Here is a 13,317-nt window from a genome sequence, read left to right as displayed (position 1 = left end):
TCCCTGTCGAAAGGGTAAAGCTTCAGGAAACGAAACGAATCACCGTGACATTCACATTCACCGGATACCGTCGGCCAGACGGACGGATCGGGGTACGGAACCACGTCGCCGTACTCCCGACGTCCGTCGCCGTCAGTAGTATCGCCGAACGGATCGCCGAGACGGCCGGGGACGGCGTCCGGGCGACGCCACACCAGATGGGAACCTCCCAGCCTGATCGAGCCCGCGAACAGACCGAGCAGGTTCTCGCCGGCGTCGGCAAGAACCCCAACGTTGCGGCGGCCATCGTGCTCGAACTCGGGACCGAGTCGATCGACGCCGACGCGATCGCCGACGAGGTCTCGAAATCGGGGATCCCGGTCGAGACGCTCTCGGTGCGTTCCGTCGGCGGCACGGGCCCGGCGATCGAGCAGGGCCGCGAGACAGCCACGGCGTTCCGGAGGGACAGCGAGGACGTCCGCCGCGAGGAGGCGGACGCCTCCGAGATCGTCTTCGGCGTCGAATGCGGCGGCAGCGACGCGACCAGCGGGATCGCCGCGAACCCGGCCGTCGGCGAGGCCTGTGACCGGCTGATCGAGGCGGGCGGCACGGCCTGTTTCAGCGAGACGCCGGAGTTCATCGGCGCGGAACACATTCTCGCTGACCGCTGTACCGACGAGGAAACCAGAGAGCGCCTGTTGAACCGCGTCGACCAGCGCGAGGCCCAGGCGGAGCTGATGGGCGTCGATCTGCGCGGTGCCCAGCCGACGCCCGGAAACCAGGAGGGCGGGCTCACCACCATCGAGGAAAAGAGCCTCGGCGCGATCGTCAAGGGTGGGACGACCCCCGTCGAGGGGATGGTCGATTACGCCGAGCCGCTCCCGGTCGGTGGAGGGCTCGTGTTGATGGATACGCCCGGATACGACGTCGAAAGCGTTGTCGGAAAAGTCGCCGGCGGCGCCCAGATAATCGCCTTTACCACCGGGCGGGGCAGCACCACCGGCAACCCGATCGCGCCCGTGATCAAGGTGACCGGCAATCCCCGAACCTGGGACCGGATGGCATCGAACATGGACGTAAACGCCAGCACGATCGTCGAGGGCGACTCGATGAGCGAGGTCGGCGGACGGGTCTACGAGACGATGGCCGCGGTCGCCGACGGCCGCCGAACCGCGGCCGAACACCGCCGGCTCGAGGAGTTCGCGATCAACGAACTCCAGCCCAACGAGCTCGCAGCCGAGGGGATCCGCGGATGAAGGGCGAAGTGCTCGGCGACGGGGTCGGCTTGGTGTTACACGCCGACGACAACGTCGCGACCGCCCTGCAGGATCTGGAGGCCCAAGACCCCATCGACGGCGACACGACGGCTGTCGAGTCGGTCCCGTTCGGCCACAAGGTCGCCCTCGAGCCCATCGCCGACGGCGACGAGGTCGTCAAGTACGGCGAGGTTATCGGTCGCGCGAGCGGGTCGATCGCCCCCGGCGAGTGGGTACACACCCACAACTGCGAGAGTACCCGCGGTCGTGGCGACCTCGCCGAGGAGGGGGTGGCGGAGTCGTGAGCCGAAGCGAACCCGCGACGACCAGCGGCTACCGGCGATCCGACGGTCAGATCGGCGTTCGGAACCACGTCCTCGTGTTGCCGTCGGTGATCTGCTCACACCAGATCGCCGACCGGATCGCCGACCAGGTCGGGACCGCGGTCAGCGCCCCCCACGACCACGGGTGTGCGCAACTCGGCTCCGACAACGAGCGAACCGAGCGGACGCTCGCGAACCTCGCTGCCAACCCGAACGTCGCGGGGTCGGTCGTCGTCGGGCTGGGGTGTGAGGAGGTCCAAAGCGACTCGCTGGCGGAGACGATCGCCGGGAACGGCCGTCCGGTTCGCGAGCTGTCGATCCAGGGCGTCGGCGGCACCGACGCGTGTCTCGAACGCGGTGTCGAGATGGCCGAAGAGCTAGTCGAGGCGGCGTCGCAATCGACACAGCCGACCGACCTCGGCGATCTGACCGTCGGGATCGTCGCGAGCGATCTCGCGGATTCGACCGTCTCGACGGCCGCCCCCCGGGTAGCGGCGTTCGTCGACGAGGTCATCGACGCCGGCGGGCGGGTCGTCGCCGCCGGCAACGAGCCGATGCTCGCGGATCCGGATGCCGCACTCGAGGCCGTCGAGCCGGCGGCCCGGGCGGACGCCGAGCGACTCCTCGATCGGAACCTCGAGGAACCGGCCAAGGTCGGTCGAGTCCGCCGACGCGCCGAGGAGATTTCGTTTGCCGAGGCTACCGGGGCGTGGGGCGACCACCAGGTTCAGGATCTCCTCGAGTACGGCGCGCGGGCGACCCACGACTCCGGTGTGGCGCTCGTCGATGCCCCCTCCGAGTTCGCCTCCGCGACGACGGCGCTCGCCAGCGCCGGAGCGGGGATCGTCATCCATCTCACCGCCGACGGCGTCCCCGCGGGTCACCCTGTCGTCCCGGTCGTGAAGGTAACCGGCGACTCGGAGACGGCGGCGGCGCTCCCCGAAGACATCGACGTCGACGCCGCGACCGATCCGTCCGGCACCCTCCGTCGGACGGTCGAAGGGATCGTGGCCGGGGAGGATTCGGCTCCCGAGCGCCACGGTCTGACGACGTTCGCGATCGACCGGATCGGCCCCTCGATGTAGTCCGGTCGCGAGGACGCTCGGTTTTCGTTTTTCGCTTCCCGCTTATGCTTTCGACCGGCGGCTCGACTGAGGCCCCAGTGTGTGAACAGAAAATTCCTTCGAGGCGTCGTTACAGGCGGACGCCCCGGTATCGATCGTCCCGGTTCCCGTTCGGTCGGGTCCCCACCGGCTCACGGATCGACGGCGTCGACGAGATCGCCCATCGCGTCGTGGAGGATCGCACAGTCGACGTAGAGGGCGACGTACTGGGCGCCGGCGCGGATCCACTGTTCGGCCATCTCCGGCGTATCCGCGTACGTCCCCACGATCGTGTCCGTCCCCTCGACGCGTTCACAGACCTCCTCCATCTTCGCTTCGACGCGGGGGTCCCGGACCTGTCCCGGGATCCCGAGCGACTGTGAGAGGTCATACGGGCCGAGAAACAGCACGTCGATCCCCTCGACGTCAGCGATCTCCCCGACGTTCTCGACGCCCTCCTCACCCTCGATGTGGACGATCACCGTCGTCTCCTCGTTTTGGCGGTCGGTGTAGTCGTCGCCGCCGACGTAGTCGCCGGCCCGAACGTACCGCGAGAGCCCCCGCTCGCCGATCGGATCAAACCGCGCCGCCGCCGCCGCGTCCTCCGCGTCGGCCCGCGTTTCGATCTGGGGGATCTGGACGCCGCCCGCGCCGATATCGAGCGCGCGCTGGATCTCAGGTTCGCTGCTCTTTCGGACGCGTACGATCGGGCTGGCGCCACCCCGTTCGGCGGCGGCACACAGCGAAAGCGACGTTTCGGCCGTCAGCGGCCCGTGTTCCTGGTCGATGATCACGAAGTCCATCCCCGCGATCCCGGCGATTTCCGCGACCATCGGGGAGTCGATGATCTGGAAAGTTCCGATCGTCGTTTCGCCGTCCTGCAGTCGCTGTCGAAGCGTGTTCGATTCCATCGTCGTGGTATCCGAACCCGAGAAAATAAACGTTGCGTCCGGCCCCGACGAGCGCCGCGTCCCGTCCCGACCTCGGGGGCGGTCAGTCCGTTTTGTTCACCGTCACGAACCCGTCGAAGTTGAGTATCACGTGCTGTGCGCGGTCCCCGAAGATCGCCTTCCCCGTCGGCGAGCGTTGCTTGCCGGCGATAAACACCTGATCGCACTCCTCCTCGTGGGCGAACTCCGAGATCACTTCCGGCATCGCGTCGACGATGCCGGCCGATCGGTACGAGACGTCGCGGTCGCCGACCACCTCGGCGGCGAACTCCTCGGCGATCTCTTCGGCGTGTCGTTCGGCCGCCTCGATCGATTCGATGTTTCGCCCGAGGCTCGCCGCTTCCTGCAGCCGTGTCTGATAGTTGTCCCGATCGACGAAGCGTGCGAAGACGAGTTCGATACCGAACGCTTCGGCGAGTTCGACGGCGTGGGAGCCGAGTTCCCGTGCCGCGTCCGAGTCGTCCGCGACGACTAGATATCTGTCCATACTTACCCCGGCGTGACGGAGGTAAATTACTTTTACGACGTCTACAGGACGTCCGGGTTGACCGGGTTCGTCGGTTCCTCCCCCTGGAGGATCCCGACCAGGTCAGAAAAGAGGGTCTTCCGGAGTTCGACTATCGACGGCTCCGAGTACCACGCCGCGTGGGGTGTCATGATAACGTCCTCCCGATCGACGATCGGCTCGTCGTCGGCCGGCGGCTCCTCCGGGAGCACGTCGAGGCCGGCCCCGGCGATCTCGCCGGCCTCTAGGGCCGCGTTCAGCGCCGGCACGTCGACGACCGCTCCCCGAGAGGTATTGACGAGGATCGCGGAGTCTTTCATCCGTTCGAACTCGGACGAGCCGAACATCCCTTCGGTCTCTTCGGTGAGCGGGGTATGGACCGAGACGAAGTCGGATCGATCGAGCAGCTCCCCGAAACCGACCTTCTCGACGCCCTGTGCTTCCATCTCATCGGCGTCGATGTAGGGGTCCTGGGCGAGCACCTCGAGGCCGAACCCGGCAGCCTTCTCGGCGACCCGGCGGGGGATCTTCCCGAAGCCGGCCAGCCCGAGCGTGCTCTCGGAGAGCCGGGGGATCGGCGCGCCGATCTCCCAATCCCAGCCACCCTCCTTTATGTCCCTGTCGTAGGCCGTGACCGAGCGAACACACGCCAAAAGCAACGCGAACGCGTGGGTCGACACCTCGTCGATTGCGTAGTCCGGAACGTTCAACACGACCGTCCCGTTCTCCGTCGCCGCCGGAACGTCGATGGTGTCGACCCCGATACCGTACCGACCGACCGCTTCGAGGCCGTCGGCCCGCTCCAGGACCGACCGCGAGATATCCGCGAAGGTCAACGCGAGGGCGTCGGCGCCGGTCTCCTCGATGGCCTCGCTGACCGCCTCGGCCGATTCGAGCTGCCGTTCGACCAGTTCGATCCCCGCCTCGGACGTTATCTCGCGTTCGATGTCGAGTTCTCCGTATATTTGGTCCGTTACCAGTATCGTTTTTTCCATCGGTGTGTAGGTTCGATTGAGCGTCCAAAAAAGGTTGTGTAGTCGGGTCTCGTCCCGCGGCGATCAGCCGTCGCGTTCGATCGACCGCTGCCGACCGGTCACTCGTAGGTGTGGACGCTGCCCGTCGCGTTCGACTCGATGTAATCCCAGTCGTACTCGACGCCGAGGCCGGGGCCGTCCGGCACCTCGATGCACCCGTCGTCGTCGATCGTGTCGATGTAATCCGAGTAGTCGCCCTCGTACACCGGCGGGATGGGATTGGGACACTCCGGGTGGACGAGCGCCAACTCGTAGTAGTTGGTGTTCCGGGTCGCGGCCACACAGTGCCGCTGGGCCGGTCCCGGGGCGTGGTACTCCACGTCCAGACCGAACCCTTCGGCGACGCGGGCGATCTTGATCGCGCCGGTGATGCCGCCGTCGTACTCGGGATCCGCGCGCACGAAGTCGGTCGCCCCGTTCGCGACGAAGTCGGTGTGGGGTTCCAGCCCCCGGACGTGTTCGGTCTGTAACAGCGGCGTCTCGAGGTGCTGGCCCAGACGTTTGTGGCCGTGCTGGGAGATCCCGCCGTCGCGGTAGGGGTCCTCGTACCAGTAGAAGTCCTGCTCGTCGCAGGCCTTCCCGACGGTCAGCGCGTCGCCGAACGTCTCGTACTCGCAGGCGGGATCGAGCATCAGGTCCATCTCGTCGCCGACCCGCTCGCCGACCGCGTGGACGGTCTCGACCTCCCGGTCGATGTCGCGGGCCTCGTCGCTGCCGCCCCAGCCGTGGATCTTAAAGCCGGTGTAGCCCATCTCGAGACACTCCTCGGCGAAGTCGGCGAACGCCTCCCCCGAGTCGAGCCCGCCGTTGTCGTCGCCGTGATACGTCGAGGCGTACGCCGGGATCCGATCGCGGTAGGTGCCGAGCAACTCGTGGATCGCCGCGTCGTGGTGTTTGCCCGCGAGATCCCACAGCGCGATGTCGACGGGGCCGATACCCATCCGGTCGTATTTGCGGAGCGCACGCTTCATCTCGCTCCAGTGGCGCTCTCTGTCCAGCGCGTCCCGGCCGACCAGGTAGTCACCGAGGAGGTTCAGCTGTGCCGCGGCCGGCGAGTTCCCGCCGACGTACTCGCCGGTGACGCCGGCGTCGGTCTCGATCCGGAGCGCAAAGAGCTTCCGATCGGTGGTCGCCCCCGGCTCGTAGACGAGGTTGAACCCCGTCTCGCTGGTGCCGACGTCCTCCAGCGGGTAGGCGAATTCGGTACTCTCGATTCGGGTGATCGTCGGACCCATACCGGGCCGATGCGGGCCACGTATATAAAACGAAATCTTCGAGAACGCGTCGACAGCCTCGGGATTTATTTCGATGTCGGTACTGTTCGTACGCATGTCCGACGACTACAGTATGCTCGCGGTCGAGGAGGCCGAACGGAAACCGTCCAGCGTCTCGGGGACGCCCCACGTCGATCTCGTTTCGGAACTCGGCTGTGAGGAGATGCGCCCGAAGGTGTGGTTTCTCTCGCCCGGCGACGAGATGAGCTTTCACCGACAGACCGAACAGGAGGAGTTCTACTACGTTCTCGAGGGTCCCGGCCGGATGAAAGTCGGCGCTGACGGGGAGACCAGCGACGTCGCCGAGGGGACCGCCGTCCGGGTACCGCCGGAGACGCCGCGCCAGATCCTCAACGACACCGACGACGGCGAACACGTCTGGCTCGTCGTCGGCGCGCCGCCGACCGAGGACGACGGCCGGCCCGCCTTCGACGACGACGCCTGACACGGATCGGGGCAGTTCGGTAGCCGTTCCTCCGTCGAGCGGCCTTGAGATGTGGTGTCACTCCCGGTACGGATCGGTGGCTTTAATTTCTCCGTCGGGAGGTGACTAGCCATGTCGGACGTACAAATCACCGACGTAGAGACGTACCTCGTCGCCAATCCCTGGAAGCCGTGGGTCTTCGTCCGCCTCCATACGGACGCGGGCGTGACGGGTATCGCCGAGGCGACGACACACGACAAACCCCGGACGATCGCCGCGGCGATCGACGAGATGTCGGATTTCTTCATCGGGAAGGATCCGTTCGATACCGAGGCGATCTGGCTGGAGATGTACCGCGACGAGTGGTTCTCGAAGAACGTCGTCAACACCACCGTCTGCTCGGCGATCGACATCGCCTGCTGGGACATCAAGGGGAAACTGCTCGATAAGCCGGTCTACGAACTGCTCGGTGGGTCCGTCCACGGTGACGAGCTCCGGGCGTACGCCAACGGCTGGTATACGGACACCGGCGGCGAACCCGAGGGCTTCGCGGAGGCCGCCGAACAGGTCGTCGACGACGGCTACGACGCGATGAAGTTCGATCCCTTCGGGACGGCCTGGCAGTCCGTCCCGAAGAAGGACGTCAACCACTCCGTCGAGATCGTCCGGGCGGTCCGGGAGGCGGTCGGCCCGGACGTCGATCTCCTCATCGAGTGTCACGGCCGCTTTACGGCCGGGCAGGCGGTCGACATCGCGCGGAAACTCGACGAGTTCGATCCGACCTGGTTCGAGGAGCCCTGCCCGCCGGACTCGATCAACAGCCTGCGGGAAGTGGCCGACAAATCGCCCATCCCGGTCGCCACGGGCGAGCGCCACATGACCAAACACGAGTTCTACGAGCTGGTCACCCGGACCGACGTCGACATCCTCCAGCCCGACCTGATGAACACCGGCGGGATCACCGAGGGCAAGAAGATCGCCGGCCTCGCGGAGGCCGACCACGTCGACATCGCACCGCACAACCCGCAGGGGCCGGTCGCGGGCGCGATCTACTCGCACTTCTGTACCTCGATCCCGAACTTCAGGATCCAGGAGATGTTCCAGACCTACGACGCCGACTGGGTCGAGGACCTGCTCGTCGATCCCCTCGAGGTCGAGGACGGCTTCGTTCAGATGCCCGAGGGCCCCGGCTACGGCATCGAACTCAATATGGACGTCGTCGAGGAACACGAGTACACCGAGGATCGGGTCCACACGATCAACCTCTTCGAGCGGGACTGGGAATCGCGGGCGATGGACAAACGGTAGCCGACGGTTTTTCCCTTGCCGTTCTCGAGGGTGCTATCCCCCCGTCGGAACGAGACACTGATCGGGGGCGGCCAGCCGGTGGAGCGAAACGAGCAACAGAAGCATCGACAGGACCTGGATCTCGAGCCCGCCGAACGGGAGGATCGCCAGCGTTCCGGCCGCCCCGACGCCGAGCACGGCGAGTACTACCGAGCCGCAGGCCGCACACCCGCCGGTGGCGGTCACCAGCAGGACGCCGAGCGAGCCCGTCCCGACCTCCCCGCCGATCCCCCGCTGTCTGAGACGGCCCACGATCGAACTCACTGTCACGCCGGTCAGCCCGGCCAAAAGCACGAGTAGCGTGTCGGTCGCCGGATCGACCGTCCCGCCGACGAAGGGGAAAAGCGCCGACAGCACCCGAAGCCGGGTCGCTAGGTCGGCGTTCCCGAACACCACCACATCGAGTACGAGCCGCGCGTTCTCCGGGAGGACGAAAAGCGCAAGCGACACCGCCGCGACCGCGAGGGCGAAAAGAAGCGAGCCGGGCGTCGACAGGACGCTTCGGATCTCCCCGGCGATCCGGTACCAGTCGGTCGTCGTGGTCGGCATCCACCGGTCGATCGAACGCCGGACGTTCATCGGATACCCTCCCGTCGGGCCGGTGTCCGCCCTCCGAAGGTCGTTTTGCCGGAACTCATAGATCGAGCGCCCCCTCGAAGACGTCGTACGGCTGTGGCCCGACGACCTGCGTGACGTACTCGCCGCCCTCGAACAGGACGAACGAGGGGACGACCGAGACCTCGCTGTCCTCGGCGGTCGATTCGGTCGCCTCGATTCGGTCGTCGTACCGTCCCTCGTCGACCGCCGTCAGGACCGACTCCGGTTCCACCGGCAGCGATTCCGCCTCGGTCGCGATCCACTCTCTGATTGACCCCTCGTCCAGTCCGGACTGTTCCTCGTAGAACCGGCTTTTCAGTTGCCAGAACGCCGACGGTTCGGCCTCGTGGACGGCATACAGCGCGTTTATCGCCAGCCGGCTCCAGGCGGGTTCGACCCACGGGACCGCGCGGGCCAGGTAGGTGACCCGGCCGGCCTCGACCGGACCGTCGCGCAACTGCGGGAACGTCTCGGCCGCGAACGTCGCACACGACGAGCAGGAGGGGTCGTCGAAAGCGACGACGATCCCCTCGGCCTCCTCGATCGGCGGCCCGAGACGCGGCGGCTCCGCGGGCGTGTCGAGGGCGGGGTGGTCGGCCGTCGCGGCGCCGTCGTTGCCGCCGTCGTCGTCGCCGCCGTCGTCGTCGCCGCCGTCGTCGTCGCCGAGACAGCCGGCGGTACCGACCGCGGTGCCGGCCGCCAGCGCCGACGCCACAAACGTTCGTCGCCCGATCACGCTTCTTCGATTCCCAGGTCGGCGGCGACCGACCGGTAGGTCTCGCGGGCTTCGCCCGAGACCGGCCGATCCGAATAGAGGTCCCACTCGTCGGCGAACCATCCCGTCTCCGTCCCGACCTTGAGGTTGGCGGACCAGTTGAGAAACTCGGCGGCCAGATACGGGTTCGCGGCGTCGGCCGGCACTGCGAGCGTACTCTGTGCGTAGATGCGTCCACCGGGGTTCCCGTACCGGATCGGCGTGTAGTCCTGCGAACAGAGACACATCCGCGGGTGGGGCAACACGCCGACGTCGAGTTCGCCCTGTTCGAACTTCGTCCAGGCGTCGAACCAGTGTGTCCAGTAGTTATCGACGATTGGCTCCTGTTCGAGCAGCGCCTCCCGGACCGCATCCGGATCCTCGGGATCGAAGGGGTCCTGTCCGGTGTAGAGGGCGCCGATCTGTCCGAGCAACACCGGATCGGCCGGCATCGAGACGCGCCCCTCGTGGGCTTCGTCCCAGAGCAACGACCAGTCGGTCGCCTCCGAGAGCACATCGAAGTGGTACGCGAGCGACATCGCTACCGGCGCCTGCGGGTAGCCGTAAAAATCGCCGTCCTGACCGTAAAACGATAGCTCCTGTCCGCGAAGCGGAACCTCCGGGGGCCACACCGGCATCACGTCGGTCGGGAGCGGCTGGAGCAGCCCTTCCTCCATCGCGTTCGCGAACTGTCGCGAGAAGAGATGGACCACGTCGGGGGCTTCGCCGTCCCGCAACCGCCGTTCCTGCTCGAACGAGGGAACGACTATCCGGTCGAACCCCTCGAGGTCCTCGGCGTGTTTGAAGCCCATCGCCTGATCGCCCCAGTACCGCTGCCAGGTCCACAGCTCGATCTCGCTCGCGTTCCGGTCCGGCGGCCACTCCTCGACGCTCGAGAGGTCCTGTCCGGAGCCCCTCGCAAGACATCCCGCCATAGAGACGGTTACGGACGCAGCTGTCGCCTTGAGGGCGTCCCGTCTCGTGAGGTAGGTCATACGGTATAATTGTTTCAAAAACATATATATCTATTCCTAACGTGCGCGAGTCTCACCGATATACGGCTTCAACCGGCAAAAAATGAGACTTACATCGACGGGGTCGGTCCGTCGTTCGATCGGCGGAACCGTGAGGGACACCCCGTCGGTTCGCTTGGGCTACCTCGCCCGCCCGTGCCGTGACCCGACGTTTTATTCCTCGGTCGGATGTACCCGATCCCATGGAGATTACTGACGTCTCCGTCGAGAAGTTCCGGGTCGAATTCGAGGAAGCAAGCGGGATCTCCCGCGGGCGGTCGTCCTCGACTCGGCCGGCCGCGCTCGTGGTCGTCGAGACCGACACCGGGCTGACCGGTATCGGCGAGGGGTACGGCCCCAACGCGTCGATCATCGAAACCGTCATCGAGGAGAAGTACCGCCCGAAGCTCCTCGGGATGGACCCCCGCGACATCGAGTCGATCTGGGCCGAGATGGTGACGAAAAACACCTACTGGGACCAGAAAGGACCGGGCATCTCCGCGGCCAGCGGCGTCGACCTCGCGCTGTGGGACCTCCTCGGGAAACACCACGACGAGCCGGTGTACCGACTGCTCGGCGGCAACGCGCACGGCGATCGGCGACCGCGGGCCTACGCCTCGGACCTCTTTTGGGACGATCCGGACGCGATGGCGGAGACGGCCGCCGGATACGTCGAGGAGGGGTTCACGGCGGTCAAGACGCACCTGGGTCGCGGCCTTGAGGCCGACCGCGAGCGCGTGCGGGCGATCCAGGACGCCATCGGCGACGCCGAACTGATGGTGGATATGAACTGCGGGTACGAACCGCCCGAGGCCCGCCGCGTCGGGCGGATGCTCGCCGAGGAGGACGTCTACTGGTACGAGGAGCCGCTCTCGCCGTACGACGTCGAGGGACACGCCGAACTCCGCGAGGCGCTTTCGGTGCCGATCGCGACCGGCGAAAACGAGTACACGAAGTGGGGCTTTCTCGAGTTGTTCCGGGAGGGGGCGATCGACTACGCGATGCCGGACGCCATGCGCTGTGGCGGGATCACCGAGACACAGAAGATCTGTGCCCTCGGCGAAGCGTTCGAGACGGTCGTCACCCCCCACAGCTACACGACGGGCGTCGGCCTCGCCGCGACGATCCATCTCGTCCTCTCCTCGCCCGCCTGCCGGTGGATCGAGTACGACGTCACCGACTACCCGCTGTACGAGTCGCTTTTCGTCTCGCCGCCCGAACTCGACGAGGAGTGTCGGATCGAACTCCCGACCGAGCCGGGGCTCGGCGTCGAGATTCCCGACCGGATCAAAAGCGAGTACGGCGTCGAGTGACCGGTTCGGATAGACGGAGCGCTATCCCTCGCGGTCGGGCAGCACCTTCCCGGGGTTCATGATGCCGGTCGGGTCGATCGCTTCCTTGATATCGGCCATGACGTCGACGGCTTCGGCGTGCTCTGTGGACATGAACTTCCGTTTGCCGATGCCGACGCCGTGTTCGCCGGTCGCAGTCCCGCCCATCCCGATCGCGGTCTCGACGACCCGCTCGTTGACCTCGTTCGCGCGCTCCATCGCCCCCTCCTCGTCGGGGTCGACGATCGGGAGATAATGGAGGTTCCCGTCGCCCGCGTGGCCCACCATCGGCGTGAACACGCCCACGTCGTCGGCGACGCGTCCGACCGCCTCGACGATCTCCGGGTACTTCGAGATCGGGACGACGACGTCGCCGATGAACGCGGGTTGGTAGTTCTCCCGGTACGCCCGCGACGCCGAGAGGGCGTCGTCTCTGGCGCTCCAGATATCCTCCATCTCCTCGCCGGAGCGGCTGAGCCACTCGTTGGCGCCGTTGTCCTCACAGATCTCCTTTACGAACTCGACGTCCTCGTCGATCCCGCTGTTGTTGCCGTGCAGTTCGATTATCAAAAGCGGCTCGACCGGGAACACCTCCTCTCCGCGGTAGTCGTTGACGAGTTCGACCGACTGCTTGTCGATGAACTCCATCGCGCCGGGTTCGAGCCCGAACCGGATGATCTCCGAGACCGCGCTGCTTGCCTCCTGTGGCGTCGGGAACGTGACGAGCGCCGCCCGCTTCCGTTCGGGGATCCCGGAAAGCGACAGCGTCGCCCCGGTGACGACCCCGAGGGTCCCCTCGCTGCCGACGAAGAGGTCCTTGAGGCTGTAGCCCGCGGAGGTCTTGATCACGTCGCGACCGCACTCGATCGTCCGCCCGTCCGGGAGGACGACCTCCAGCCGCAGGACGTGATCGCGGGTCTCCCCGTACCCGACCGCGTTGATCCCGCTGGCGTTGGTCGCGATCATCCCGCCGATCGTCGCCGCATCGCCCGAGGAGATCCCCGGCGCGAACCGGAGCCCGTACCGGGCGAGGTGTTCGTTCAAATCGTCGTAGACGACGCCGGGGCCGACGACCGCCTGCAGGTCGTCCGGCCGAACCGAGATCGACTCCATCTCGTAGGTGTTCAGCACGATCCCGCCCTCGGTCGGGATCGCGTTCCCCTCGACCCCGGTGCCCCCGCTCCAGGGCGTCACCGGAATCTCGCGCTCGTGGGCCGCCTCGAGGATCGCCGAGACCTCCGCCGTCGTGTGGGGCCAGACGACGACCTCGGGGAGGTGGTCCTCGTGGGGGCTGGCGTCGGCGGCGAACTGTTCGCGGACGCTCTCTTCGAGTGCGAGCTGCTCGTCGTCGAGCAGGTCGGTGAGGAAGTCGTACGTACCCGGCGTCGCGTCCTGTGTTACCATACCGCCGGTTGGTGAGGAGGGTT

14 protein-coding genes are annotated in these 13,317 nt (G+C 66.6%); 6 read left to right on the top strand and 8 right to left on the bottom strand.

The window, feature by feature from the left end; genetic code table 11:
- Window positions 1–44 precede the first annotated feature (44 nt).
- The 3 genes from KM295_RS01155 to KM295_RS01145 are packed head-to-tail and all read left to right on the top strand — an operon-like array spanning window position 45 to window position 2,643.
- On the top strand, window positions 45–1,235 hold the full coding sequence (locus tag KM295_RS01155) for a UxaA family hydrolase (RefSeq protein WP_256028028.1): 1,191 nt from the start codon (window positions 45–47) through the stop codon (window positions 1,233–1,235).
- Window positions 1,232–1,540 carry a UxaA family hydrolase gene (locus KM295_RS01150; protein ID WP_256028027.1) on the top strand — a complete coding sequence of 103 codons (309 nt, stop codon included), beginning with the start codon at window positions 1,232–1,234 and terminating at the stop codon, window positions 1,538–1,540. Before KM295_RS01155 ends, KM295_RS01150 begins: the two co-directional genes overlap by 4 nt.
- Window positions 1,537–2,643 (top strand): UxaA family hydrolase, encoded by a 1,107-nt coding sequence (locus KM295_RS01145; RefSeq protein ID WP_256028026.1) that lies wholly within the window; start codon window positions 1,537–1,539, stop codon window positions 2,641–2,643. The genes KM295_RS01150 and KM295_RS01145 overlap by 4 nt, the downstream gene beginning before the upstream one ends.
- A gap of 170 nt (window positions 2,644–2,813) precedes the next feature.
- On the opposite strand, the gene KM295_RS01140 is transcribed toward KM295_RS01145, so the two are convergent.
- From KM295_RS01140 to KM295_RS01125, 4 genes are all read right to left on the bottom strand, one after another.
- Window positions 2,814–3,572, bottom strand: a complete 759-nt coding sequence (locus KM295_RS01140) for an HpcH/HpaI aldolase family protein (RefSeq protein WP_256028025.1) — start codon at window positions 3,570–3,572, stop codon at window positions 2,814–2,816.
- An 82-nt stretch (window positions 3,573–3,654) separates the two neighbouring features.
- Window positions 3,655–4,098, bottom strand: a complete 444-nt coding sequence (locus KM295_RS01135; RefSeq protein ID WP_256028024.1) for a universal stress protein — start codon at window positions 4,096–4,098, stop codon at window positions 3,655–3,657.
- Window positions 4,099–4,139: 41 nt separating this feature from the next.
- Window positions 4,140–5,111 (bottom strand): C-terminal binding protein, encoded by a 972-nt coding sequence (locus KM295_RS01130; protein WP_256028023.1) that lies wholly within the window; start codon window positions 5,109–5,111, stop codon window positions 4,140–4,142.
- 98 nt (window positions 5,112–5,209) lie between these two features.
- Window positions 5,210–6,385 (bottom strand): enolase C-terminal domain-like protein, encoded by a 1,176-nt coding sequence (locus tag KM295_RS01125; protein ID WP_256028022.1) that lies wholly within the window; start codon window positions 6,383–6,385, stop codon window positions 5,210–5,212.
- Window positions 6,386–6,479: 94 nt separating this feature from the next.
- On the opposite strand from KM295_RS01125, the gene KM295_RS01120 reads away from it, so the two are divergent.
- Both KM295_RS01120 and KM295_RS01115 read left to right on the top strand, forming a co-directional pair.
- Window positions 6,480–6,869, top strand: a complete 390-nt coding sequence (locus KM295_RS01120) for a cupin domain-containing protein (protein ID WP_256028021.1) — start codon at window positions 6,480–6,482, stop codon at window positions 6,867–6,869.
- Window positions 6,870–6,980: 111 nt separating this feature from the next.
- Window positions 6,981–8,156 (top strand): mandelate racemase/muconate lactonizing enzyme family protein, encoded by a 1,176-nt coding sequence (locus KM295_RS01115; RefSeq protein ID WP_256028020.1) that lies wholly within the window; start codon window positions 6,981–6,983, stop codon window positions 8,154–8,156.
- A gap of 33 nt (window positions 8,157–8,189) precedes the next feature.
- Here the strand turns inward: KM295_RS01115 and KM295_RS01110 are convergent, their stop codons facing one another.
- From KM295_RS01110 to KM295_RS01100, 3 genes are read right to left on the bottom strand one after another with little or no spacing between them, the layout of a single operon-like run.
- On the bottom strand, window positions 8,190–8,774 hold the full coding sequence (locus KM295_RS01110; protein WP_256028019.1) for a hypothetical protein: 585 nt from the start codon (window positions 8,772–8,774) through the stop codon (window positions 8,190–8,192).
- Between the two features lie 55 nt (window positions 8,775–8,829).
- Complete coding sequence (locus KM295_RS01105) at window positions 8,830–9,507, bottom strand: DsbA family protein (protein WP_256028018.1); 678 nt, start codon at window positions 9,505–9,507, stop codon at window positions 8,830–8,832.
- A 17-nt stretch (window positions 9,508–9,524) separates the two neighbouring features.
- Entirely contained in the window at window positions 9,525–10,541 is a 1,017-nt protein-coding gene (locus tag KM295_RS01100) for an ABC transporter substrate-binding protein (RefSeq protein WP_256028017.1), read from the bottom strand.
- A gap of 221 nt (window positions 10,542–10,762) precedes the next feature.
- On the opposite strand from KM295_RS01100, the gene KM295_RS01095 reads away from it, so the two are divergent.
- Window positions 10,763–11,872 (top strand): mandelate racemase/muconate lactonizing enzyme family protein, encoded by a 1,110-nt coding sequence (locus KM295_RS01095; protein ID WP_256028016.1) that lies wholly within the window; start codon window positions 10,763–10,765, stop codon window positions 11,870–11,872.
- Between the two features lie 21 nt (window positions 11,873–11,893).
- Here KM295_RS01095 and KM295_RS01090 read toward each other — a convergent pair whose 3' ends face one another.
- Complete coding sequence (locus KM295_RS01090) at window positions 11,894–13,294, bottom strand: FAD-binding oxidoreductase (protein ID WP_256028015.1); 1,401 nt, start codon at window positions 13,292–13,294, stop codon at window positions 11,894–11,896.
- Window positions 13,295–13,317 lie beyond the last annotated feature (23 nt).

The organism is Natronomonas aquatica, assembly GCF_024449025.1.
Lineage (GTDB): Archaea > Halobacteriota > Halobacteria > Halobacteriales > Haloarculaceae > Natronomonas > Natronomonas aquatica.
Note: the sequence above shows the minus strand (reverse complement) of the source record. Positions and strands in the feature narration are given on the sequence as shown.

What these genes read in the sequence shown, in the direction of transcription:
- KM295_RS01150 (WP_256028027.1), top strand. Translation starts at nt 1,232, where the DNA reads ATGAAGGGCGAAGTGCTCGGCGACGGGGTCGGCTTGGTGTTACACGCC.
- KM295_RS01140 (WP_256028025.1), bottom strand. Translation starts at nt 3,572, where the DNA reads ATGGAATCGAACACGCTTCGACAGCGACTGCAGGACGGCGAAACGACG.
- KM295_RS01095 (WP_256028016.1), top strand. Translation starts at nt 10,763, where the DNA reads ATGGAGATTACTGACGTCTCCGTCGAGAAGTTCCGGGTCGAATTCGAG.
- KM295_RS01130 (WP_256028023.1), bottom strand. Translation starts at nt 5,111, where the DNA reads ATGGAAAAAACGATACTGGTAACGGACCAAATATACGGAGAACTCGAC.
- KM295_RS01110 (WP_256028019.1), bottom strand. Translation starts at nt 8,774, where the DNA reads ATGAACGTCCGGCGTTCGATCGACCGGTGGATGCCGACCACGACGACC.
- KM295_RS01115 (WP_256028020.1), top strand. Translation starts at nt 6,981, where the DNA reads ATGTCGGACGTACAAATCACCGACGTAGAGACGTACCTCGTCGCCAAT.
- KM295_RS01090 (WP_256028015.1), bottom strand. Translation starts at nt 13,294, where the DNA reads ATGGTAACACAGGACGCGACGCCGGGTACGTACGACTTCCTCACCGAC.
- KM295_RS01100 (WP_256028017.1), bottom strand. Translation starts at nt 10,541, where the DNA reads ATGACCTACCTCACGAGACGGGACGCCCTCAAGGCGACAGCTGCGTCC.
- KM295_RS01120 (WP_256028021.1), top strand. Translation starts at nt 6,480, where the DNA reads ATGTCCGACGACTACAGTATGCTCGCGGTCGAGGAGGCCGAACGGAAA.
- KM295_RS01125 (WP_256028022.1), bottom strand. Translation starts at nt 6,385, where the DNA reads ATGGGTCCGACGATCACCCGAATCGAGAGTACCGAATTCGCCTACCCG.
- KM295_RS01135 (WP_256028024.1), bottom strand. Translation starts at nt 4,098, where the DNA reads ATGGACAGATATCTAGTCGTCGCGGACGACTCGGACGCGGCACGGGAA.